The sequence below is a fragment of the Acinetobacter soli genome (genome assembly GCF_018139125.1).
In the GTDB taxonomy this organism is placed as follows: domain Bacteria; phylum Pseudomonadota; class Gammaproteobacteria; order Pseudomonadales; family Moraxellaceae; genus Acinetobacter; species Acinetobacter soli.
On the sequence record NZ_CP073241.1, the window covers coordinates 2,390,584 to 2,411,392 of the forward strand.

At 42.3% G+C, this 20,809-nt stretch carries 24 protein-coding genes and 2 tRNA genes; 13 read left to right on the forward strand and 13 right to left on the reverse strand.

Annotated elements, in window-relative coordinates; all coding sequences use genetic code 11:
• The first annotated feature begins 252 nt into the window (after positions 1-252).
• Both argS and KCV09_RS11025 read left to right on the forward strand, forming a co-directional pair.
• Entirely contained in the window at positions 253-2,046 is a 1,794-nt protein-coding gene (argS, locus tag KCV09_RS11020; protein ID WP_004941594.1) for an arginine--tRNA ligase, read from the forward strand.
• A 120-nt stretch (positions 2,047-2,166) separates the two neighbouring features.
• Positions 2,167-2,781 carry an SPOR domain-containing protein gene (locus tag KCV09_RS11025; protein WP_004944264.1) on the forward strand — a complete coding sequence of 205 codons (615 nt, stop codon included), beginning with the start codon at positions 2,167-2,169 and terminating at the stop codon, positions 2,779-2,781.
• Between the two features lie 70 nt (positions 2,782-2,851).
• On the opposite strand, the gene KCV09_RS11030 is transcribed toward KCV09_RS11025, so the two are convergent.
• Positions 2,852-3,754: a DMT family transporter gene (locus KCV09_RS11030; protein WP_212515123.1), complete on the reverse strand. Its 903-nt coding sequence runs from the start codon at positions 3,752-3,754 to the stop codon at positions 2,852-2,854.
• Between the two features lie 178 nt (positions 3,755-3,932).
• Here KCV09_RS11030 and KCV09_RS11035 point away from each other — a divergent pair, with 178 nt between their 5' ends.
• Positions 3,933-4,808 carry an AraC family transcriptional regulator gene (locus KCV09_RS11035; protein ID WP_212515124.1) on the forward strand — a complete coding sequence of 292 codons (876 nt, stop codon included), beginning with the start codon at positions 3,933-3,935 and terminating at the stop codon, positions 4,806-4,808.
• On the opposite strand, the gene KCV09_RS11040 is transcribed toward KCV09_RS11035, so the two are convergent.
• Both KCV09_RS11040 and KCV09_RS11045 read right to left on the reverse strand, forming a co-directional pair.
• Positions 4,805-5,446 (reverse strand): glutathione S-transferase, encoded by a 642-nt coding sequence (locus KCV09_RS11040; protein ID WP_076033341.1) that lies wholly within the window; start codon positions 5,444-5,446, stop codon positions 4,805-4,807. The genes KCV09_RS11035 and KCV09_RS11040 overlap by 4 nt on opposite strands.
• Positions 5,447-5,640: 194 nt before the next feature.
• Positions 5,641-6,588, reverse strand: coding sequence for a pirin family protein (locus KCV09_RS11045; RefSeq protein ID WP_212515125.1), 948 nt, complete (start codon positions 6,586-6,588; stop codon positions 5,641-5,643).
• Between the two features lie 352 nt (positions 6,589-6,940).
• Here KCV09_RS11045 and KCV09_RS11050 point away from each other — a divergent pair, with 352 nt between their 5' ends.
• Positions 6,941-8,554, forward strand: a complete 1,614-nt coding sequence (locus tag KCV09_RS11050) for a phosphoethanolamine transferase (protein ID WP_151815577.1) — start codon at positions 6,941-6,943, stop codon at positions 8,552-8,554.
• 57 nt (positions 8,555-8,611) lie between these two features.
• Here KCV09_RS11050 and KCV09_RS11055 read toward each other — a convergent pair whose 3' ends face one another.
• From KCV09_RS11055 to KCV09_RS11070, 4 genes are all read right to left on the reverse strand, one after another.
• The gene (locus tag KCV09_RS11055) at positions 8,612-8,857 is read right to left on the reverse strand and encodes a hypothetical protein (RefSeq protein ID WP_151820019.1); all 246 of its coding nucleotides are present in this window, start codon (positions 8,855-8,857) and stop codon (positions 8,612-8,614) included.
• 15 nt (positions 8,858-8,872) lie between these two features.
• Positions 8,873-10,441: a glutamine-hydrolyzing GMP synthase gene (gene guaA, locus KCV09_RS11060; protein WP_004941614.1), complete on the reverse strand. Its 1,569-nt coding sequence runs from the start codon at positions 10,439-10,441 to the stop codon at positions 8,873-8,875.
• Between the two features lie 128 nt (positions 10,442-10,569).
• Positions 10,570-10,914 (reverse strand): NirD/YgiW/YdeI family stress tolerance protein, encoded by a 345-nt coding sequence (locus tag KCV09_RS11065; RefSeq protein ID WP_039910161.1) that lies wholly within the window; start codon positions 10,912-10,914, stop codon positions 10,570-10,572.
• A 133-nt stretch (positions 10,915-11,047) separates the two neighbouring features.
• Entirely contained in the window at positions 11,048-11,470 is a 423-nt protein-coding gene (locus KCV09_RS11070; RefSeq protein WP_212515126.1) for a DoxX family protein, read from the reverse strand.
• Positions 11,471-11,667: 197 nt separating this feature from the next.
• Between KCV09_RS11070 and KCV09_RS11075 the strand changes: the two genes are divergently transcribed.
• The gene (locus KCV09_RS11075; protein WP_004941624.1) at positions 11,668-12,315 is read left to right on the forward strand and encodes a DedA family protein; all 648 of its coding nucleotides are present in this window, start codon (positions 11,668-11,670) and stop codon (positions 12,313-12,315) included.
• Positions 12,316-12,319: 4 nt separating this feature from the next.
• Here KCV09_RS11075 and KCV09_RS11080 read toward each other — a convergent pair whose 3' ends face one another.
• The 5 genes from KCV09_RS11080 to KCV09_RS11100 all read right to left on the reverse strand — a co-directional run bounded on the left by KCV09_RS11080 (position 12,320) and on the right by KCV09_RS11100 (position 15,151).
• Positions 12,320-12,910: a LysE family translocator gene (locus tag KCV09_RS11080; RefSeq protein WP_004941627.1), complete on the reverse strand. Its 591-nt coding sequence runs from the start codon at positions 12,908-12,910 to the stop codon at positions 12,320-12,322.
• A gap of 219 nt (positions 12,911-13,129) precedes the next feature.
• Positions 13,130-13,510 carry a hypothetical protein gene (locus KCV09_RS11085; RefSeq protein WP_004941629.1) on the reverse strand — a complete coding sequence of 127 codons (381 nt, stop codon included), beginning with the start codon at positions 13,508-13,510 and terminating at the stop codon, positions 13,130-13,132.
• 12 nt (positions 13,511-13,522) lie between these two features.
• The gene (locus tag KCV09_RS11090) at positions 13,523-14,356 is read right to left on the reverse strand and encodes a ParA family protein (RefSeq protein WP_004941632.1); all 834 of its coding nucleotides are present in this window, start codon (positions 14,354-14,356) and stop codon (positions 13,523-13,525) included.
• An 82-nt stretch (positions 14,357-14,438) separates the two neighbouring features.
• Positions 14,439-14,831: a SirB2 family protein gene (locus KCV09_RS11095; protein WP_004941634.1), complete on the reverse strand. Its 393-nt coding sequence runs from the start codon at positions 14,829-14,831 to the stop codon at positions 14,439-14,441.
• Between the two features lie 11 nt (positions 14,832-14,842).
• A complete protein-coding gene (locus KCV09_RS11100; protein WP_004941637.1) occupies positions 14,843-15,151 on the reverse strand; it encodes a BolA family protein in 309 nt (102 codons plus the stop codon).
• A 224-nt stretch (positions 15,152-15,375) separates the two neighbouring features.
• Between KCV09_RS11100 and KCV09_RS11105 the strand changes: the two genes are divergently transcribed.
• Together KCV09_RS11105 and KCV09_RS11110 are read left to right on the forward strand one after the other, a co-directional pair.
• Positions 15,376-15,451: transfer RNA gene (locus tag KCV09_RS11105), tRNA-Gly, on the forward strand.
• A 41-nt stretch (positions 15,452-15,492) separates the two neighbouring features.
• Positions 15,493-15,568: transfer RNA gene (locus tag KCV09_RS11110), tRNA-Gly, on the forward strand.
• Between the two features lie 408 nt (positions 15,569-15,976).
• On the opposite strand, the gene KCV09_RS11115 is transcribed toward KCV09_RS11110, so the two are convergent.
• Positions 15,977-16,204 (reverse strand): helix-turn-helix domain-containing protein, encoded by a 228-nt coding sequence (locus tag KCV09_RS11115; RefSeq protein ID WP_212515127.1) that lies wholly within the window; start codon positions 16,202-16,204, stop codon positions 15,977-15,979.
• 110 nt (positions 16,205-16,314) lie between these two features.
• On the opposite strand from KCV09_RS11115, the gene KCV09_RS11120 reads away from it, so the two are divergent.
• The 6 genes from KCV09_RS11120 (at position 16,315) to KCV09_RS11145 (ending at position 20,770) form a co-directional block, all read left to right on the forward strand.
• A complete protein-coding gene (locus KCV09_RS11120) occupies positions 16,315-16,530 on the forward strand; it encodes a hypothetical protein (protein WP_212515128.1) in 216 nt (71 codons plus the stop codon).
• A 12-nt stretch (positions 16,531-16,542) separates the two neighbouring features.
• Complete coding sequence (locus tag KCV09_RS11125; RefSeq protein ID WP_212515129.1) at positions 16,543-17,724, forward strand: Arm DNA-binding domain-containing protein; 1,182 nt, start codon at positions 16,543-16,545, stop codon at positions 17,722-17,724.
• Entirely contained in the window at positions 17,717-17,965 is a 249-nt protein-coding gene (locus KCV09_RS11130) for a hypothetical protein (protein WP_004905625.1), read from the forward strand. Before KCV09_RS11125 ends, KCV09_RS11130 begins: the two co-directional genes overlap by 8 nt.
• A 68-nt stretch (positions 17,966-18,033) precedes the next feature.
• A complete protein-coding gene (locus KCV09_RS11135) occupies positions 18,034-18,564 on the forward strand; it encodes a DUF1376 domain-containing protein (RefSeq protein ID WP_212515130.1) in 531 nt (176 codons plus the stop codon).
• 10 nt (positions 18,565-18,574) lie between these two features.
• Complete coding sequence (locus tag KCV09_RS11140; RefSeq protein WP_212515131.1) at positions 18,575-19,321, forward strand: ATP-binding protein; 747 nt, start codon at positions 18,575-18,577, stop codon at positions 19,319-19,321.
• Positions 19,322-19,654: 333 nt separating this feature from the next.
• Positions 19,655-20,770 (forward strand): cysteine desulfurase family protein, encoded by a 1,116-nt coding sequence (locus tag KCV09_RS11145; RefSeq protein WP_212515132.1) that lies wholly within the window; start codon positions 19,655-19,657, stop codon positions 20,768-20,770.
• The last annotated feature ends 39 nt before the right edge of the window (positions 20,771-20,809 follow it).

Below are 20,809 nucleotides of genomic sequence, written 5' to 3' on the forward strand. Positions count from 1 at the left end.
AGCGTTTTTTAGGCAAAACAGGTATTTCGAAAATTTATAATGATATCGTTTACATTCAGCGCTCAAATAAGATTTACTTCATAATCCAATTTTATTGTTTTTATTGCCTGAAAAATCCAAATTGATCGGTCTATGGCAAAGCGTCCACTTTGATTGTCGGGAAATACAAGAATCCGAACAAGACCCTCACCTAAATCAGTCAAAATTTGCTATATTGGGCGTTTTTCTGCGACACATTCCTTTTAGATCGATATGAATACCGCCATACAAGCCGCTTTGGATCATGCAGTGCAATCTCTTCAACACGAAGGGATTCTTCCATCAGATTGGATCAACAACAGTATTTTGACGCGTACTAAAGACCGAAGTCACGGTGACTTTGCATCCAATATTGCAATGGTCGGCGCAAAGGCGGCAGGAATGAAACCTCGTGATCTTGCAGAAAAGATCATGGCAGCATTGCCAGAAGTGGCGGACATCAGTAAAGCCGAAATCGCAGGCCCAGGATTTATTAATTTCTTTTTAAATGCTGATCAACGCTTTGCTGTTCTGGATCAAATTCAAGCGCAAGGGTCGAAGTTTGGTCAGACTCAAGTCAATGCCGCGAAAAAAGTACAAGTCGAGTTTGTATCGGCAAACCCAACCTCAAGCCTGCATGTGGGCCACGGCCGTGGTGCAGCCTACGGCATGACTGTTGCCAATTTGCTTGAAGCAACAGGTGCCCAAGTTGATCGTGAATATTACGTCAACGATGCGGGCCGTCAGATGGACATTTTGGCGACATCGACCTACTTACGTTATTTAGAATTACTTGGTCAATCTCTGGTTTTCCCTAAAAACGCCTATCAAGGCGACTACGTTAAAGAAATCGCGCAAAGCATTATCGATCAAGACGGCGATGCTTACGTACACCCTGTTGCAGCGGTGTACCATGATGTGCCTGAAGATGTTCAGTTCGCAGCAGAACTCGATGCAGAGGGCAATAAAGTCGTTGTTTCTGGGGACAAAGAAAAACATATTGATGGCTTAATTGCCAATGCACAGCGCCTGACAGGTGAAGGCTATCGCGTGTTTCATCAAGCGGCACTCAAAGCCATCTTAGATGACATTAAAGATGACCTTGAAGAGTTCGGTGTGACCTTTAACCAATGGTTTAGTGAAGCATCACTGAATCAAAAAATTGATGAAGCGTTACAAACACTCGATCAACGCGGCTTTTTATACGAAAAAGACGGCAACATCTGGTTTAAATCGACTGAATTTGGCGACGAGAAAGATCGTGTTGTCAAACGTCGTAACGGTCAAACCACCTACTTTGCTTCAGACATTGCTTATCACCTCGATAAATTACAACGTGGCTATACCGATATTGTCGATATCTGGGGTTCAGATCACCACGGCTATATCGCACGTGTGAAAGCTGCAATTGATGCCATGGGCTTTGATTCATCTAAACTGACCGTATTGCTGGTACAGTTTGTGAGCTTATGGCGTGGCGGTGAAATGGTACAGATGTCATCACGTTCTGGACAATTTGTGACCTTGCGTGAACTGCGTGAAGAAGTCGGTAACGATGCCGCACGCTTTTACTATGTAATGCGCAAATCGGAACAACACATCGACTTCGATTTGGATTTGGCCGTATCGCAAAGCAAAGACAATGCCGTGTATTACATCCAGTATGCGCACGCCCGTATTTGCCGTATGTTGGAAAAAGCACACAGCAACCAGATCGCGTTTGACCGCACACAGGCTCGTCCATTGGCAGAGCGTTTAAACCTCGATGCCGAAACGGAAATTCTGGCCAAACTGGCTGCTTACCCAGACATTTTGGTACGTGCTGCAAATGCCTACGAACCGCATCAGATTGGCAATTATTTAAAAGAATTGGCAGCGCTGTTCCATGGCTGGTACAACGAGCACAAAGTCTTGAATGACGACGATCAAGCGCTTACACAAGCACGTTTATTGCTTTCAGTAAACGTACAGCAAGTTTTACGCAACGGCTTAGAATTGCTGGGTGTATCTGCACCAGAGAGCATGTAAGTTCGCTGATTGAACGCGATCTGAGACGCTGTATTACAAAGAAGCCAAACAATAGTGTTTTGGTTGTTTCGGCTTCTATGTTATTGGTTATGTGGTAGAAATTATAAAGAGGATGTCCACGTGTTTGGAAAAACGCAACGCGGTGTATCTGAACGACCGAACAAGCCCAAGAAACCGTTAGTGCCTCGCTGGTTAGGCATGGTGGTGGCGATCTTGGTGCTGATGTGCATTGCTGTCATGCTGATGCTGTGGAAGCCGTGGAAACCTGTTTCGACCAAAAATGAAGTCACTTCGACCCATTATCAAGAAGAAGACACCAATCACGATTATCGCTTCTATGATCTGTTGCCTCAACAGCAAATGACGCCGATTCCGGATCAGGCTGTTCCAGAGACCAAAGATCAAAATGCTGCGGTGATTGTAGAAGCACCGCGAGAAAGTGCAGCCAGTGCGCCAACTGCATCGGGTAGTACGGCAAATGTGACTGCGGCGCCTGCGCCACAGCCTGCCAGCTTTATTTTGCAGGTGCGTAGCTATGCAGATCCTGACAGTGCTGATGCTCGTCGTGCTGAAATTATTTTAAATGGACTGTCTGCGGATGTGGTCAAAACAGTCGAAAACGGAAAAACATGGTACCGTGTGATTTCAGGGCCATATGAAACACAAGAAGCAGCTTTAGGTGCTCAACAAACCTTGCAACACAGCGGCATCGACTCGATTGTCGTGAAACGCTAAGACTGAACATGCTTTACATCCAAAGAACGCTTTACGCGTTCTTTTTTTATCGCAATTTCACTTTCAAAGCTTAGGCCCGTTGATTGGATCGGATAAATGACAATCCTTTGGGCTGGATAAACAGAATTAAATTACCAAGTAAAATCAGCATCACCCCGAATACTGCACTCCACGTCCACTGATAACCTTCAAAAAAAGTTGAAATAGTCAGTGCCACTAAGGGAAACAGCAAGGTGCTGTATGCGGCAGGCCCTGCCCCGATCCGCCGGATCAGCATAAAATAAATTGAAAACCCCAGTACAGATCCAATCAGCGCAAGATACATCAAGGCAGACCAACCGACCACTGAACTCTCGGGTAAATATGATTGGCCGGTGAGCGCAATGATGACAGCCATCACGATGGCACCGTAGAGCATGGCATAGGTATTAGTGGTCAGGACGTCACAGCCTTGTTTCTGATGACGCAAACTAATCATATTCCCCAAAGAAAAACCATAAGTCCCCAATACACACAGTAAAATTGCGCTCAGGGTTTGCCAGTCGTTTTGCGTCGTTGCTAGGTCGTGCCAAAATAAAGCGATCATGCCCAACAAACCACAGATAAACGCGGGCAGGAAATAGGCTGAAATTGGCTGACGGAAAAAGAAATAGCTATTGAGTGTGTTAAAAAGAACCGCCATAGAAAAAATAACAGACTCCAGACCGCTGCTGATGTAACGCACGGCGATGTAAAAGCAGATAAAATTTAAACTAAAAATACATAAGCCTTGTAACAAGCAGAACAGGTGATCATTGAGTTTCAGGCGATTTAATCGTCTTGAAATCAGGAGCGCCACCATCAAGAGTGCACCCGCAATAAAAAACCGCCAAAATACCGCAACAACCGGCGCGATTTCAGCACTTTGCAAGGTAATTGCGATCCATGTCGTTCCAAAAATCAGCACCACCAAGGCATATAACACCGCGTTCATTACAATCTCTTTTTATCCAGTGTGCTCAACAGTATCCGCAGTGTTCATTTTGAACGCTTTCGCATATTTGCGGCCACTTGCCTAATCTTGCGTTTTTTTACGAGACAACTTTTATCAAATGATGAAAAAAAGGATAAAATCACAACATTATTATTTTTAATTCGCTACCGTATTTGGCATGAACTATCAAACCCTGTCGCAGTTGCAACAGCATAAAACCAAGTTACTCGATAGCCTGCAACTGGGCTCGGGTATGCAGTTGGCTGCTTGGCAAAACCAGCACGATCGGGTAAGTGTATGCAGTGATCACCATACCTTGAGTTTATATATCAAGGGCGGCTATGAAAGTTATAAAAAGACCCCACAGGGATGGCGTAATGGTGGTGGGCCAGATCGCTTTTGTTTAATGCCTGAGGGACAAGCCTCGACGTGGGACATTCGTGATCATCTGCGTTTTGTGCATCTGTACTATACCGATCAGCATTTAAAGCATGTCGCAGCACAAATTTGGGACAAAGAACCCGCACACATCGAATTGGCAGAACAAAGTTTTGTCGAGGATGTCCAAATCAGTAGCGTATATCGGCATTTTTTGCTTAATTGTGATTGGCAAGATCGCAGCAATCATTTACAGCTTAGCCACAGCGCCAGCTTACTGCTAATCTCTCTATTACAGCGTTATAGTAACGTAGAATGGCAATTACCGCGAGTGAGCGGCGGGCTGGCGCCGTTTATGCTTCATCGGCTAAAAGCATGGATAGACGAGCACCTCGCAGAAGCCATGACCTTAGCAGACATGGCAGCACAGACCGAACTGAGCGAATATCACTTTGCCCACATGTTTAAGCAGTCGACAGGGGTATCGCCGCATCAATATGTGTTACAACAACGCTTGCAACGCGCGCATGACTTGGCGCTTCACTCAACCCAACCGCTTACCGGCATTGCCCTGCAATGTGGTTTTAGTTCTGCCAGCCACTTTAGTACTCGTTTCAAGCAGTACTATGGCTATCGCCCTTCCGAATTACGGCTTGGGCGAGCCATCCCCGATTAATAATCCCCTTTCTCTTTGGCACGCTGATAAGCCGGGCGCATTTCAATTCGCTTCAAAAATGCCCGAATATTTGGAAACTGCCCAGTTGTTCGGGTTAGCAACGCATTCAGCGGAAAGCTCATTTGAATATCGGCAAAGCTAAATTCCCCAGCAAAGTAATCGTGTTCAGATAAATACTGCTCAATAAAGGCAATATGATCTTTTAAGCGTGGGCCAATAAATCCGGCTTTAACGCCATCGGTAATTTTGTTGGCGACCGGTCGAATAAAAAATGGAACATTTTTACCCACGTTATTCATCACCAGTTGAAACACAAGCAACGGCATCAGTGAACCTTCGGCATAATGCATCCAGTAGAGATATTGAAATGCATCGTCATCTTGCTGCGGTTTAAAACGTTGTGCCGTATCAAATTTGGTTTGCAAGTACTCCAGAATCACAGCCGATTCTGCAATGGTACGTCCGGCATCTTCTAAAATAGGCGCTTTGCCGAGCGGATGTACGCGTTTGAGCTCAGGTGGTGCTGCAAGGCTTGGCAGTCGTTTATAAAGCTTGATCTGATATTGCTGCTGGAGCTCTTCAAGTGCCCATACAATACGAAATGAGCGTGATTTTTCTAGATGGTGAATCGTCAGCATGAGATTTTCTTTTAGTCCTGATGTGTCTGATCTGTACTCTCAGTTATAGCATTAAGCCCATGACAATGGCATGGACTTAACTGTAAAGTCATTTCATTGAAACATCATGCATGATGGAATGATGATTCTCATCTCAACACTGCGCTGTAAGGTTTTAATCACTAATCTATTAACTGCACTTCGGGCAATACAACTTATTTGGATGCTCTCATCTGATCTGGAAAGGCAGGCGCTTCTAGTCGCGGACCATCATAATCTGGAATTTCACCAAAACGTGAGTCGTGATTGATCCATTGGTCACGGGCTTCACGTAATTCCTCGGTGGTACGTCCAACCAGATTCCACCACAATAAAATCGGTGTTTTAAATGGCTCTCCACCGATCAGTAACACCCGATGACCTTGTGGCAATTCAATCTCAATTTCGCTAGCACCAGATTCGAGGACCAGCAGATTGTCTTGAGTGAGTTCGTGGCCATTGATCCATGCATGACCATCCAATGCCAAAAAACCATATTCGAATGTTGGATTCAGTGAAATACGTGTTTTGGTGTCTGCCTGTGCAGTCATGTCGACGCCAACCAGAGGCGTATGCACAGCCACAGGTGACTGTTGCCCCAGAAACTCGCCCACCAGTACCGTAAACTTGATCTGATCTTGTTCTGTGTGCGGCAGATTCGGATAATGATCAAATTGTGGCGCCATATTGCGTTTTTCATCTGGCAAGGCAATCCATAGCTGAGCCGCATGCATTTTGGTCTCATGCTCTGGTGCTACCTCGGTATGCGAAATACCGTACCCGGCTGTCATTAAATTAACCTGATACGGACGGATTAACTGCTTCGATCCCAGACTATCGGTGTGCATAATGGTGCCTTCGATCATCCAGGTAAAGGTTTGCAGGCCAATATGCGGGTGTGGCCCCACATCCAAGCCATCGCCTTGCGGAAAATGTACCGGCCCTGCATGATCTAAAAAGCACCACGCACCTATCATACGTTTGTGGCGGCTGGGTAAGGCTCGTTTAATGACCGTGCCTTGACCGATTTCTGCACGACGAATAGGAAATTCCTGAATTGATTGAGGGGCGGATGATTCGCATTGTTGTGAATCAGAGATGTCCGTGTCATGGTTGGTGGTCATGGTTTTTTATCCTTTATGATCTTTAATCATATTTTTTCTTTTCATCGGTGCTGAAAAATGAGAAGTATCTTTGAGCATAGCCTGTCTGGTCCATCGGGTCTTTGGTGGTTAAGTAACTATTTGAGGGCTTGGCTTGAATCACAAATATCGATTCTTTCAAGCCATTTTTAGCTCATCTCTTGACGTACTCTCGCCTCTCATTTTTCTATCAGTTTCTTCTTCTATCTCGACATAAAGCGCATAAAAATAAATTCATTCTTTGCTATTTTTCAATTAAATTGAAGAGCCAAAATTTTTAATTAGATTTTCTAATTGATCCACTCTGTACTTTTTTATTGAAGCGTCAAGCCTTATGACTCGTCGAAATGTGTTGGTTTTACTTTGGGTGCTTCTTCCTGCGTTGCTTACAGCATGCATTTTATCGATTGCTGGAAATCCTTCCGATGGTATTCGCCTCGGCTTACTCTCACTTCCAGGAGCATGGCTGATTTATCGTGCGATATCACGCACTCGGTTGGGTTGGAAAGTGGCAGCTATTTGTTGGTGGCTGGTTTTTCTCGGCGATGCCAGTTTGCGTTCATTGAGCTGGTTTGTGTATCAAAGTGATACCGATGCTTATTTTATTGTGCAAGCGATTGCCAACACCACAGTGCAAGAAGCGCTTGAATTTCTTCAATTGCATGCTCAAACGCTACTCTTGGTGAGTTTGGTATTTAGTATCGGTTTTATCGGTTATTTCTGGGTCTGTTTTAAACCTACTTTCCGCGACTTATCGGCGCATGTGTTTCAGGTTCGACTGAACCGTTATTTGTGTTCGTTTTTAGGTGTATTGGCGCTAGCTAGTTATCTGATCGAGCCATCGCGTGCCCAGCATCCGGTGCTCTATTGGACAGACTATTATTCTAAAATTCAAAATTTTAAGCAGCAGATCGATACCCATCAGCAGATACACGATGTATGGCTGGAAACTGCCAAACATAAGTTGGTGCTCGATAACCAGCAGCCTCAGTCGCAAACGCATACCCTATTGATCACCGATAGTGTCACCAGCAAAAATTTTGGTGTGTGTGGTTATCCGCGTAATACCACGCCAGAGCTAGAAAAATATAGCAGCTCTTTTAAAATTTTCTGTCAGGCCTTTTCACCAGCGGCATCCACTATTGGCGCACTGAAAATGAAACTGACCGAGGCTCGTCACGTCGAGCAAAGCCAGTATGCCACCGAAAGTGTGCTGGCTTATGCCAAGGCCGCAGGCTTTAAGGTGTACTGGATCAGTAATCAAAATGACAGCTATATTTCCTCGCTTTTTGGTTCTTTTGTGGATGAGCAAATTTACACCAATCATCGCTCAGGACGTAGCAGTCATTCTTTTGATGAAAAGCTTTTGCCGGTGTACCAAGAAATCTTAACGCGTCCAGAACCCAAAAAACTGATTATTGTGCACATGCTCGGTGCACATCCAAATTATCAGCTCCGCTATCCGCAGCAGTTTGATCGCTTTTCATCAGAAAGTACCGACGCTGTAGAATCACAGCTAGAACAAAACGATATTGGGATGCTGGTTCAACAGCAACGCAATTATTACGACAACAGTATTTTATATCAGGACTGGTTGATTGGTCGTTTCTTCCAGACCTTACAAAAAAATGATCACGCACAGCGGCGCTCATTTGTTTTTGTATCCGATCATGGCAACGAAGTGGGTCATGAGATCGATTTTGCTGGCCATAGTCCAAATACGCAAGCAGGCTATCAAGTGCCTTTAGTTGTTTGGCACAATGGAATAAAAGACACGGGCGTCAATTTAAACTCACCCATCAATACTGCCGATGTGGATCAAATGATGATGGAGCTAATGGGCTTACATGAGCGCAATCCACACACGCATGATTCATTGCTCAGCCATAATTATTTATTTCATCCCTCTTCGAACTGGCCCTACTGGAAAGCGACAGCGTTGTCTTAAAATTACCACCGACTTAAAAGAAAAAAGAGCGCCAATTGGCGCTCTTTTTTTTAAACTTTAAGGGATTTCAACTTCACTACCACGAGCAAGCTCTTGTCGTAAATTTGGCAAAATGCGATGCATTTTGAAAGCCCAACTGCCGCGAGCAAGCTCTTGTCGTAAATTTGGCAAAATGCGATGCATTTTGAAAGCCCAACTGCCGCGAGCAAGCTCTTGTCGTAAATTTGGCAAAATGCGATGCATTTTGAAAGCCCAACTGCCGCGAGCAAGCTCTTGTCGTAAATTTGGCAAAATGCGATGCATTTTGAAAGCCCAAATTTACTCCCATTCAATGGTTGCAGGGGGTTTAGACGACACGTCGTAGACAACACGTGAAACGTCTTTAATTTCATTCATGATACGCGTTGAGATCTTATCGACCAATTCGTATGGTAAGTGTGCAAAACGCGCGGTCATGAAATCGACTGTTTCTACAGCACGTAACGCAATCACCCATGCATAACGACGACCGTCTCCGACCACGCCCACAGATTTTACAGGTTGGAACACAGCAAACGCTTGTGCTGTTTTGTCGTACCAACCACTGGCACGTAATTCCTGCATAAAGATGTCATCGGCAAGGCGAAGAATATCGGCATATTCTTTTTTCACTTCACCCAAAATACGCACACCCAAACCAGGACCTGGGAATGGATGACGATAAATCATGCTATGTGGCAAGCCCAATGTGGTGCCCAGTTTACGCACTTCATCTTTAAACAAGTCGCGTAATGGCTCAACCAAATCAAACGCCAAGTCTTCTGGTAAACCGCCCACATTGTGGTGCGATTTAATCACATGCGCTTTACCTTGTTTGCTGGCGGCAGATTCAATCACATCAGGATAAATTGTGCCTTGCGCCAAGAATTTTACACCGTCAAGTTTACGTGCTTCTTCTGCAAACACTTCAATAAACTCGCGGCCAATAATTTTACGTTTTTTCTCTGGATCAACTTCACCAGCCAACGCAGTCAAGAAACGCTCTTCAGCATCGGCACGGATCACACGGATGCCCATGTTGTCTGCAAACATTTGCATAACTTGATCGCCTTCGTTTAAACGAAGTAAACCGTTGTCGACAAATACGCAGGTCAGTTGATCGCCAATTGCCTTGTGCAGCAATGCTGCCACCACAGATGAATCGACACCACCAGATAAACCGAGCAATACTTTTTCATCACCAATTTGCTGACGCAGTTGCTCTACACGCAAATCGATAATGTGCTCCGGTGTCCAGAGGCCACCACATCCACAAATTTTGTGAACAAAGTTAGACAGTAATTCTGCACCTTTAGCGGTATGTGTCACTTCCGGATGGAACTGCACGCCATAAAAACGGCGCGTTTCATCAGACGCAGCCGCAAACGGACAGCTTGGTGTACTTGCAGTAGTCACGAAACCTTCTGGTAAACGACCGACTTTGTCGCCATGGCTCATCCAGACATGCAGCTGGTTCTCACGATCTTGTAAATTACCGATCAGTGGGTCACGGTGCTGGATATCTACTTCGGCATAACCAAATTCATGCACAGTACCCGGTACTACTTGACCGCCCAGTTGCTCTGACATGGTTTGGAAACCATAACAAATCCCCAATACCGGTACACCAAGCTCAAAAACAACTTGAGGCGCACGTGGACTACCTTCCACATGTACACTTTCAGGTCCACCCGACAAGATAATGCCGTTCGGATTAAATGCACGAATGTCTTCTTCAGACATATCAAAAGCATACATTTCAGAATATACGCCGGCTTCACGTACACGACGCGCAATCAGCTGGCTGTATTGAGAACCGAAATCCAAAATTAAGATACGATCATCAGTAATGTGAGTATTGGTTGTCATGATTACACAACTATGCAAGGCAACGAGAGAAGCGCAGTATTCTAACATTTTTCACTGTACCGCGCACGCTCTTTCCTTCAACAATCAAACTCGCTAAAAGAGTCGATGAAATACAAGGATTTACTTACTTAATGTGCGTGCGTATAACGCTCGATTTGAATCACCTCAATATCGGTCGGTTTATAGCGATGTGTATCGACTTCACCCACCACACGAACATGATCACCGACCTTCAAATTGGCCTGTCGCCATAGGTCATCGTCAATCTCCACACCAATGCGACCGGTCGCATCTTGAAACTGATAATGATCGCCTTTAAGGTGCTGGGTAATCTGTCCAATCAGAGTAATGCCTGTTTCGTCTTTAAGCTGAGCGATTTGTTGCACATTCACTTTATTTTTAGCCGCTTCTTGAATAATCACATGATCATCCTTACCCGCAAAGGCCATCGATGAGGCCGCTAAACCGACCATAAGCGACAATAACGTCGTTGTTTTTTTCACAGATCATCTCCTTTTATTATTCAACTCGTTGTGATCTAAACAGAATTTCACGAGATTGTCGGGTAGAGATTTGTAAGAGGCAAATCAAGTCGCTTGATCAATGTTACTTTTCAATTGCCGTATCGATACTAAACTTGCCTGTACCATGTAGCATCAAGAAAAATAGCCCACCTGCCATCGCAAAGTTTTTCATAAAGTTAATGGCTTGTGCACTATCGGCGCCTTCATGAAAAATAAATGCCGTGATGATGCTAAAAATTCCTAGACCAAACGCTGCAAAGCGGGCCTGAAATCCAAACAGTAACGCCAGACCACCACCAAGCTCTACCAGAATCGTCAGAGGTAATAATGCTCCCGGCACTCCCATAGACTCCATATAACCTACTGTTGCAGTATAAGCAGTCAGTTTGCCCCAACCCGCTACGATAAAAATATAAGCCATCAATACGCGGGCCACCAAGCTGACCACACCATTTACACCGTGATGAGCGACTGCATTTTTAACGATAACATTTGGATTAAACATCAGATATACCTCATTATTTGAACATGTTTTGGAATACTGAGATTCTAAGTAGAATTATTTTTGCAATAAACATTATTAAAAATACAAATTGTTCTATTTTGAGAACAATAAATCTCTTTCAGATTGTTACTTTATCGTACTGACTTTCCGGTACAGCACTGTTAGGATTTGGATACAATTTTGCACTTTGATGCCCCATGGAACTCTTCGATTTTATTTTACATGTTGATGACCACCTCCTTGAATTCATTCGAAATTATGGAGTCTGGATCTATGCCATCTTGTTTCTGATTATTTTTGTAGAAACTGGTTTGGTGGTCATGCCGTTTTTACCAGGTGACAGTTTATTATTTGCAGCCGGTGCGCTGGCTGCCTCAACCGGTGCCATGGATCCTTGGCTACTGGGTTTGCTGTTATTTATTGCAGCGGTGCTGGGTGATACGTTGAATTATCACATCGGACGCTTTATCGGACCGCGTGTGTTTGAAATGAACTCTCGTTTTATCAACAAGTCACATTTGGTCAAAACCCATGCTTTTTTTGAGCGTCATGGCGGCAAAACCATTATTTTTGCACGCTTTATTCCGTTTGCTCGTACCTTTGCGCCGTTTGTAGCAGGCGCAGGCAGTATGAATTACAAATTTTTCCTAAGTTATAACGTCGTGGGTGCCTTTTTATGGATTGGCTCGTTTATTACGCTTGGGTATTTGTTTGGCAATATGCCTGTGGTCAAAGACAATTTCACGCATTTGATTTTTGGCATTATTATTTTAAGTATTTTGCCTGGCGTGATCGGGTTTGTACGCCAAAAATATCTAAATAGACGCCAAACTTTGCAAAAATAAACGCTTAAAAGAATCTAAAAATCACCGGAAGCATACAGACCACCAACAGCAAGGCAGAACCTTTATACAAATGTTCTGCCCGCACACCACGAACATTTCCTGCCAGCAAAGCACGCCCAAAACACATCCAAAAGAACGCAACAGGCAACAAAATCAGGCTAAACAATATAAAGACATGCACGGTATTGTAGAGCGACTCCCAAGTTTCGGGCGGGAAAATACCCGCAGCAAACAGCAAGGCTTTCGGATTTTTTAAACTGGCAAAAAAGATCTGACGTGGTTTAATCGAGATGTGTTGCTGACTATGACGCTCAAGATGTGAACTTTTCCATAAATTAAATGCCAGCCAAATGACATACATGGCACTAATGGTATGCAAAATCGGAATCAAAGCAGGCCAGATGGGTTCACCCAAGTGAATAAAAATGGCCCAGAGGCTAATGCCATAAATGTATCCCAGCCACTCTGCTGGCACCGCATAAGCTGTTTTTACAATACCTTGCTGGTGGGCAGCACTGGCCAGCAGGGCGTTGGTTGGCCCTGGAATCAGCAGTACCGCGATCATCGCGATGACAAAAAACCAACTCTCAATCATGCAGTATCCATAATGATGAAGAAGCAGCACACCTTATAGGAAAGTCATTTCATCTGACAAGTTTTATACACTGACCGCACAGGAAAATCGACACAAAAACAGCAGTACTATTTTATAAGATTTTAATTTTTATAAACAATTTTAATAATATTTTGAAAAACTTAATTTTCGGTTTTACACCAAACTTGTGCGTAAAACCGAAGGCTTACGATAAAATCCTTATCGTTTGCCAGTCATAATCGGGCAATTTTTAAACTGTGCAGCTTGAGCAATCGCCTGCTGCTGGCCCAAAACACGAGATAATTCCGTGTTTTTGGTTTCAGATGACTGACCAAGATTAACCGAAACCGACGGTCCAAAGCCCCAACCGCCACGTCCCCAACCACCACCGAGCCCTAAGCCAACACCGACACCTGTACGTTTGGGTGTTTGTACGCCGCTGTTAATATACGTCTGAATCCGATTGTATTCACTTTGCAATTGCGAGCAATTAAGTGATTGATACTGCGTAGGTGAAACGTAGGTGGGTTTTACAGTGGTTGCACATGCACCGAGCAGTAAACTAGCGGCCACTAAAGGCACAACATTTAAACCTTTCATATATGATTCCCTTTAAAGCGATTCGATTTCCCTGAACAACGCTTGATAGGCCAAGGTCAGTTTATGTTCAGGTGCCAAATGAACCAACGGCAAGTTCTTTAGATGTGATTCCTTCATCAATACTGAAGGCGGCAACATATGATTGAGTACAGGTAAGCCTTCATCTTTCAATTGTTGCACCACTTCGCGTGGAAGTTTGGCTTGTGCCTGAAACTGATTGACCACAATTCCTTCAATTTCGAGACGATCATTATGATCATCTTGGGTTTCGATCACATTTTCAATCAATGTTTGTAACGCACGTTTGGAAAATACATCACAATCAAAAGGGATCAGGACACGATCGGCCGCGATTAATGCCGATAAAGTAAAGAAATTGAATGCGGGCGGCGTATCAATATAAATCCGGTCATATTGACCAGCAAGTGAGGTAATCGCATCACGCAATTTATAAATTTTATGCTTGGACTCGAGCGCATGTTCAAGACTACCCAGTTTTGGGCTAGCAGGAAGCACATCTAATTGAGGAAACGCGGTAGGATGAATAAAACTGTCGAGCCCTTTGGCACGCGATTTCAAAAGTGAGCCGATGGCATTGCCAATCAAGCCTTTGGGCTGATTTCCACCGAGTACATCGTCGTAGAAATTTTCAATATTGGGCTCAAGTACGGGTTTGTCTGCCGCATAGGTGGCCGCTTCACCCAGCAAATACTGGGTGGAGTTGGCCTGTGGGTCAAGATCGATTACTAAGGTTTTAAAATGCTTGGCACTGATTGCGGCCAGATTTACCGTAATACTGGATTTTCCAACCCCACCTTTTTGATTGAATACCACTCTTGTCAGCATACTTCCCCCGCTTCGTGTTTATTTTTCTTTCGTACACAGTTTAACCCAGCATATGAAATAAAAGGAAAAGTATGTCAAACAATTAGTTAAAAACTGGTTTGATGATCACCAGACTCATGATTGCCACAAATGCAATCGCCCCCAAGAATAGTCCGGCACGACGTTGGACCAGTAAAATTTGATTATCCTTTTTAAAGGCTTTCATGAGCGATGACAACAGTACCAAAAACAGAACCATCTTGGCATAAAACCAAGGCTGAACCTGAAAATGCTTCATAAACAGTAATACAACACCCGTTATCAGCACAATGCTATAACTTAAATGTTGCAAGGCTGTGAGCGGCACACGGGCAATTGGGTTGGGCTGCTGATTTTGCGTACCGATAAATAAGGTGAAAGCACGAGCAACAAAGACGACCAGTGCGACGGTCACCGCAGTCATATGAATTATTTTAGTGATGAGATGCGCATCCATATTTTATCACCTCAACGTTTCGGTGCATGTGCACAATCTGGGCTATCAGGTGCCTGCCCTTGCCACTCTTGAGGAACATAAGCATGAATGGCCAAAGCATGAATACGTGCCGGGCTCATTAAATCGGCAGCTAGCGCATAAACTTTCTGGTGACGCTGTACCAAACGTAATCCATCAAATATCGGACTGACCACCACAACTTTAAAATGGCTTTCTTTTCCCGGAAAATATCCTCCATGACCGGCCGACTCATTGATGACCTCAAGATGAATAGGATTCAGTGACATCAATCGCTCTGTTAATTGCTGTTCAAGGCTCATGCGTTTTCCTTTTATAGATTCAACTTCTAGGCAGTATATCGTGTTCTCTCTGTTTTCATTGATCATTTATTGAATACCCGCCCAAGAAATCACATTCATTTTCGATCACCTCTTAGCCAATACGGGACGTTTTAAGCTTATACTGCCTTTATTTTATTCAATCAGTCGATTTATTTGCATAAAGGTGTTGACCCTTGTTTTTCTTAATGTATTATAGGCGGCACGCGGGAATAGCTCAGTTGGTAGAGCACAACCTTGCCAAGGTTGGGGTCGCGAGTTCGAGTCTCGTTTCCCGCTCCAGATATTTTTTGTGAAAGTTTTTGATTAAAACTGCTCATTTTGCGGGAATAGCTCAGTTGGTAGAGCACAACCTTGCCAAGGTTGGGGTCGCGAGTTCGAGTCTCGTTTCCCGCTCCAGATTCTAAAAAGCCCTCATCGAAAGATGAGGGCTTTTTTCTTGTTGATTTAAAAAGAATATTTTAAATGAACCTCAGTAATTTATATGCAGTATTTCAGGGTTCATTCTGATAAATCAAGGGATCTAATGCCATTTGGTGACCAAAAGTGACTTTTTCACGCCTTCAGCAATGTTTTTATTATGATCTCACAGTACTTTAAATCATAAATCTTTTAGAATTCCCCAATTCTTGGGTTGGCTTTTTAACAATACCTCAGCTAACGCTGAGAAAAATTTAACTAATATTTTTTATCATGATTGTGATACGGTGACCAAATTTGGTCACCAATTTTAAGCACAAAAATCTTTAGTAATTATAGCTGTTATTGCTTTTCATTTTTTCTTCACTTAAAGATTCGTAGACATTTTCAGCTAATGTCCTGATCTCCGGAATCATTTTGCTTAAATTGTAATACATCTCCGACTTGCACTTGTAACAGCATGCAAAGTTTTTCAAGTGTTTCAAAGTCAATCCTTGTTGACTGGCCATTATAAAGTTTATGCAGAGTGGTCTTGCTCATCCCAGTTGCTCTAGCAACATCTGCAACCTTCATCCGGCGTTCTGCCAAAAGTACTGGCAAATTGCAAACTATCATTAATTACCACCATTATGTAATAAAGTACTTGCATAGTGTTATTTATGCATATATTATTGCATTGAGTTATTTAATAACACCATTGTGGTACTTTTTAAAAGGAAATGCTTATGAACTTGACCTATCTTACTACAAAAGAGTTATCTCAACGAATCCATTATAACGAGAGAACTATTCGCAACCAGTTAAAAGACAGCGTTCTTATCGAAGGCATTCATTACATTCGCCCTTTTGGTGGGCGAAAAATTCTGTACGTGTGGGAACGTATTGAAGAAGACATGACGAAAACAACGTTAGGTAATTTATATACCCTTCAATTGCAATAAGGAGATAATTTTATGGCAGCAATTCGATCACGATATGGCAAGTTGGGGGTCGACTTTCGATATCTCAACATGCGTTGTCGCGAAACCACAGCCTTAGAAGACAATAGTCAAAACAGAAAAAAACTTGAAAAAGTAATTGAACGCATGGAAGCAGAAATTCTGCTGGGTATTTTTGACTATGCCAAATATTTTCCCAAAAGTGCTCGCTTAAAGGAAATCAAAGGAGCTGAAAATAGAGTCAATGCAATTAGTTCCAAAACACCCATGTTCTCAGAATATTGCCAAACTTGGGTTATGGAAAAGGAAATCGAATGGCGAACAAGTTATCGTGGAAAAATACAAATTGTTCTAAGGAAATATTTGATCCCTTATTTTGGCAGTTTACCAGTTATTAACGTAAAAAAGTCAGACATTCTAGGATTCCGTACATCCCTCGCCAAAGTGACTTACGGAGTTGCCCAAGAATGCCTATCACCATCACGAATCAACCAGATTATGACAGTGTTACGTATGATACTCGATAGTGCAGCTGAACGATATAATTTTGATAGTCCTTATAAAAATATCAAAAATCTAAAAACACAAAAAACTGAAGTTATGCCTTTTACGCTACAAGAAGTCTCGCTCATTTTGCAGCATGTCAGGGAGGACTTTAAACCGTACTATATAGTGCGCTTCTACACAGGAATGCGCACCAGTGAGATTGATGGACTGCGCTGGAAAAATATCGATTTTCAACGTCGTGAAATTCACATTCGAGAAGCTTTAGTTAATGGTGAACTTGGGGGTACCAAAACCTATGGCTCCGATCGTACTATTCAGATGAGTGAATGTGTTTATGATGCACTCATACAACAAAAAAGTCTGAACAATGGACGTTCAGAATTTGTCTTCTGTAATCGAGAAGGTGGTCCTTTAGATTATCGTTTAGTCAATAAACGCGTTTGGCATCCTCTCTTACGCCTGCTGCGTCTACCCAGTCGTCGTGCTTATCAATCACGCCATACAGCGGCAACACTCTGGTTGTCGGCAGGAGAAAATCCGGAATGGATCGCACGCCAGCTGGGACATTCAACGACTGAAATGCTATTCCGGGTCTATAGCCGTTATATTCCCAATGTTACGCGCCGCGATGGCAGTGCATTTGAAGCCATGCTGGAAAAACTAAATACAGAGGAGCTTGCACATGAATAGTAAAGCTTTCTTTGGTGGTGTGGTCGTCAGCCCTGAAGCAGATATGGTCGCTCGTGAATTAATCCATGAGCTACACATTCCCAAACTGCACAATCTGGCCTTTTTGCTGGAAATCAATAAATGCTTCGATGATCACCAAGCATTAAGACTTTGGCTACAGCGAATGCTGGATGAAGGGCAAGCTCATTACGATGACTTGGCCCAACAGGCCCGTCTCCGGTTAATGAGCTTAGCTCCATGATCAAATAAATATACAAGGTCATCCAATCGATGACCTTAGCCCCTTTATACCTATAAAAAGGTGAACACATGCATAAAGATATTTCAATTTGGATGCCACTCTATATTGGCGACCTACAAGCGAAATTTGCACGAATGACAACAGAACAAATTGGTGCGGCACTGCTGTTAATGATGGATTTCTGGAAAAATGGTGCCATTCCTCACGACCTAGCTACTGTATGTAGCATCACGAAATTACCGCAGCACACCAAGGCTAGAACTTTGTTAAATACGCTGATGGCCCTGGAATTGTTTGAAGTCGAGTCTGAGCAGATTCATTCAAATTTTTTAAGCAGTTTAAAAAGCCAAGCATTGCAAAATCAGCAAATTAAATCTGATAAAGCTAAAAATGCAGCTCAAGCCCGTTGGGGGAAATCCGCAAGTAATGCTCAAGCATCAACCAAGCAACGAAAAGTAAATGCTCAAGCAGCTCCTGAGAAGAGCCCGAGTATTACTCAAGTCATGCTTGAATCATGCCCTTCATCTTCATCTTCATCTTCATCTTCAAATTTTGAAGAAAAAAATGAGAGTTTTTTAGAAAATTCAAAGTGGATTTAGGAGATCAGTCATGAATACCATGCTTAAAACACTCCAGTTTCGCGCAGAGACAACGGAAACACTTTGCGCTACCCATCATATACCCCTGATAGAAATTGCTGGTCACAAGCTCTGTAAATTGTGTGCCAAAGAAACCGTCCATCATTCAAATGCAGCCTATGAGGATGAACTGCAACAGCGATTGCTACAACAGAAAATCAAAAACTCAGGGCTCAATAAACGCTATCTGGACCGTGGCTTCAAGAATTTTGTAGTTGCATGCCCTGCACAAGACAATACTATCAAGCTATGTCAGGCCTTTGCACAGCAGATTATTTCTGACCACAACCCGAACATGTTGATGATTGGTACACCAGGTACAGGTAAAACCCATCTGAGTGCATCAATTATTCGCAACATTCTGCATAACAGTACAAAATCTGCACGCTACTATACCAGTGCAGAAATTGCTCAAAAAATGATGGATATCTTGTCAGATACTTCACGCTCAGAGAAAGAAGTCATCGACCATTTCTCCAGTTTTGATTTATTGGTAATTGATGAATATGGCCTGCATGACCGGCATGAAAAACGCCTGGAAATGGTGCATAAGGTTTTGTATAGTCGTTATGACAATATGAAATCTACCCTACTGATTTCCAATTTCACAGTCCAAAATATGCAGCGAGATTTAGGTGTAAGATTATGGTCACGGTTACATGAAAACAATCTGATTGTAGTACCGTGTTATTGGGATGATCAGCGGATAACTGGATAAAAGAAGTCTTTACTAAAGCCAATTATCTTATTGAGATAATTGGCATTTTTTATAATTAATTTCAAAAATCTCGACTTTATTCACTAAAATATATATAGAAAAATTCTAGAAAAAGAGAGGAAATCCTATCATTTTATGTTGAAAATCATAAAGTTCATTAATGAATTACCTGTATCAAAATAATTACTACCGAATAACGTACTTATTAAAAATAAAACAAAAGCGATTCAACGACATAATTTGACGTATGACGTATATAGTTATTATTTTTTGAAAACTACTACTTCAAGATGTATCATCAAAATATAATCGTAAATTTAAGTTAAGTAGAACGTGGTTTATTTAGACTTTGCTGCTTCGACCCCTTTACTCCCTTCTGTTGAAACCGAATTATTTCGTTCTTTTCAAGAAGATTACTCAAATCCATCCTCAGCACATCAATATGGTCGCATCACAGCAGAAAAAATTGAATATGCGCGAGAAGTAGTTGCTAATTCAATAGGCGCTTACAAAAGTGAAATTATTTTTACAAGTGGAGCATCTGAATCAAACAATCTAGCGATTAAAGGATATGTTTTAGCTAATAAAAATAAAGGGAAACACATCATAACATCTTCTATTGAGCATAAATGTATCTTAGCTATCTGCAATTTTTTAGCTAAAGAACATGATTATGAAATCACCTATATTGCACCAGAAGCCAATGGGATTATCAAAGCTCAAAATGTTATAGATGCAATGAGGCAAGATACTGCTCTTGTCAGCATAATGCATGTAAATAATGAGTTAGGGTCTATTCAACCTATAAAAGAAATTGGCAATGCATGTTTAGAAAGAGATATTAGACTTCATGTTGATGCTGCCCAGTCCTATAAAAAGTTACCCATAGACGTAGATGAACTGAATATAGATTTTCTTTCACTCTCAGCACATAAGATTTATGGCCCTAAAGGGATAGGTGCTCTTTATATCAGAGATTTACGAGAAACAAGGATACAACCTGTAATTCATGGAGCTGGGCAAGAATTTGGATTGCGTGGAGGCACATTAGCGACTCCTCTAATTCTAGGTTTCAGTGCCGCAATAGAAGATAAGACTATTGAAAATAGTTTTAATCAAATTCAGAAAATAAATGAATTTATTAGGACTGAAACAAACAACATGAAAGGATTAATCAACTCCCCAGAAATAGATCATATCCCTCACATCATAAACATAAGATTTCCAGATTTTGATGCTAATCAATTCATCACAAATTCTCAAATATTATGTTCCCAAGGTTCTGCATGTTCATCTTTAAATATTGAACCTTCTTATGTTTTAACTTCTATAGGCTTAAATTATATAGAAAGCATGAATAGCTTAAGATTAAGTATCGGGTTTGATACCGATTTCGTAAAAGTAAAAGTATTTTTTAATGAGTTGAATAAATTTTTAAATCGATTGTAATCTAAAACAAACTTTCTAAGTATTAGGAATATACGCATT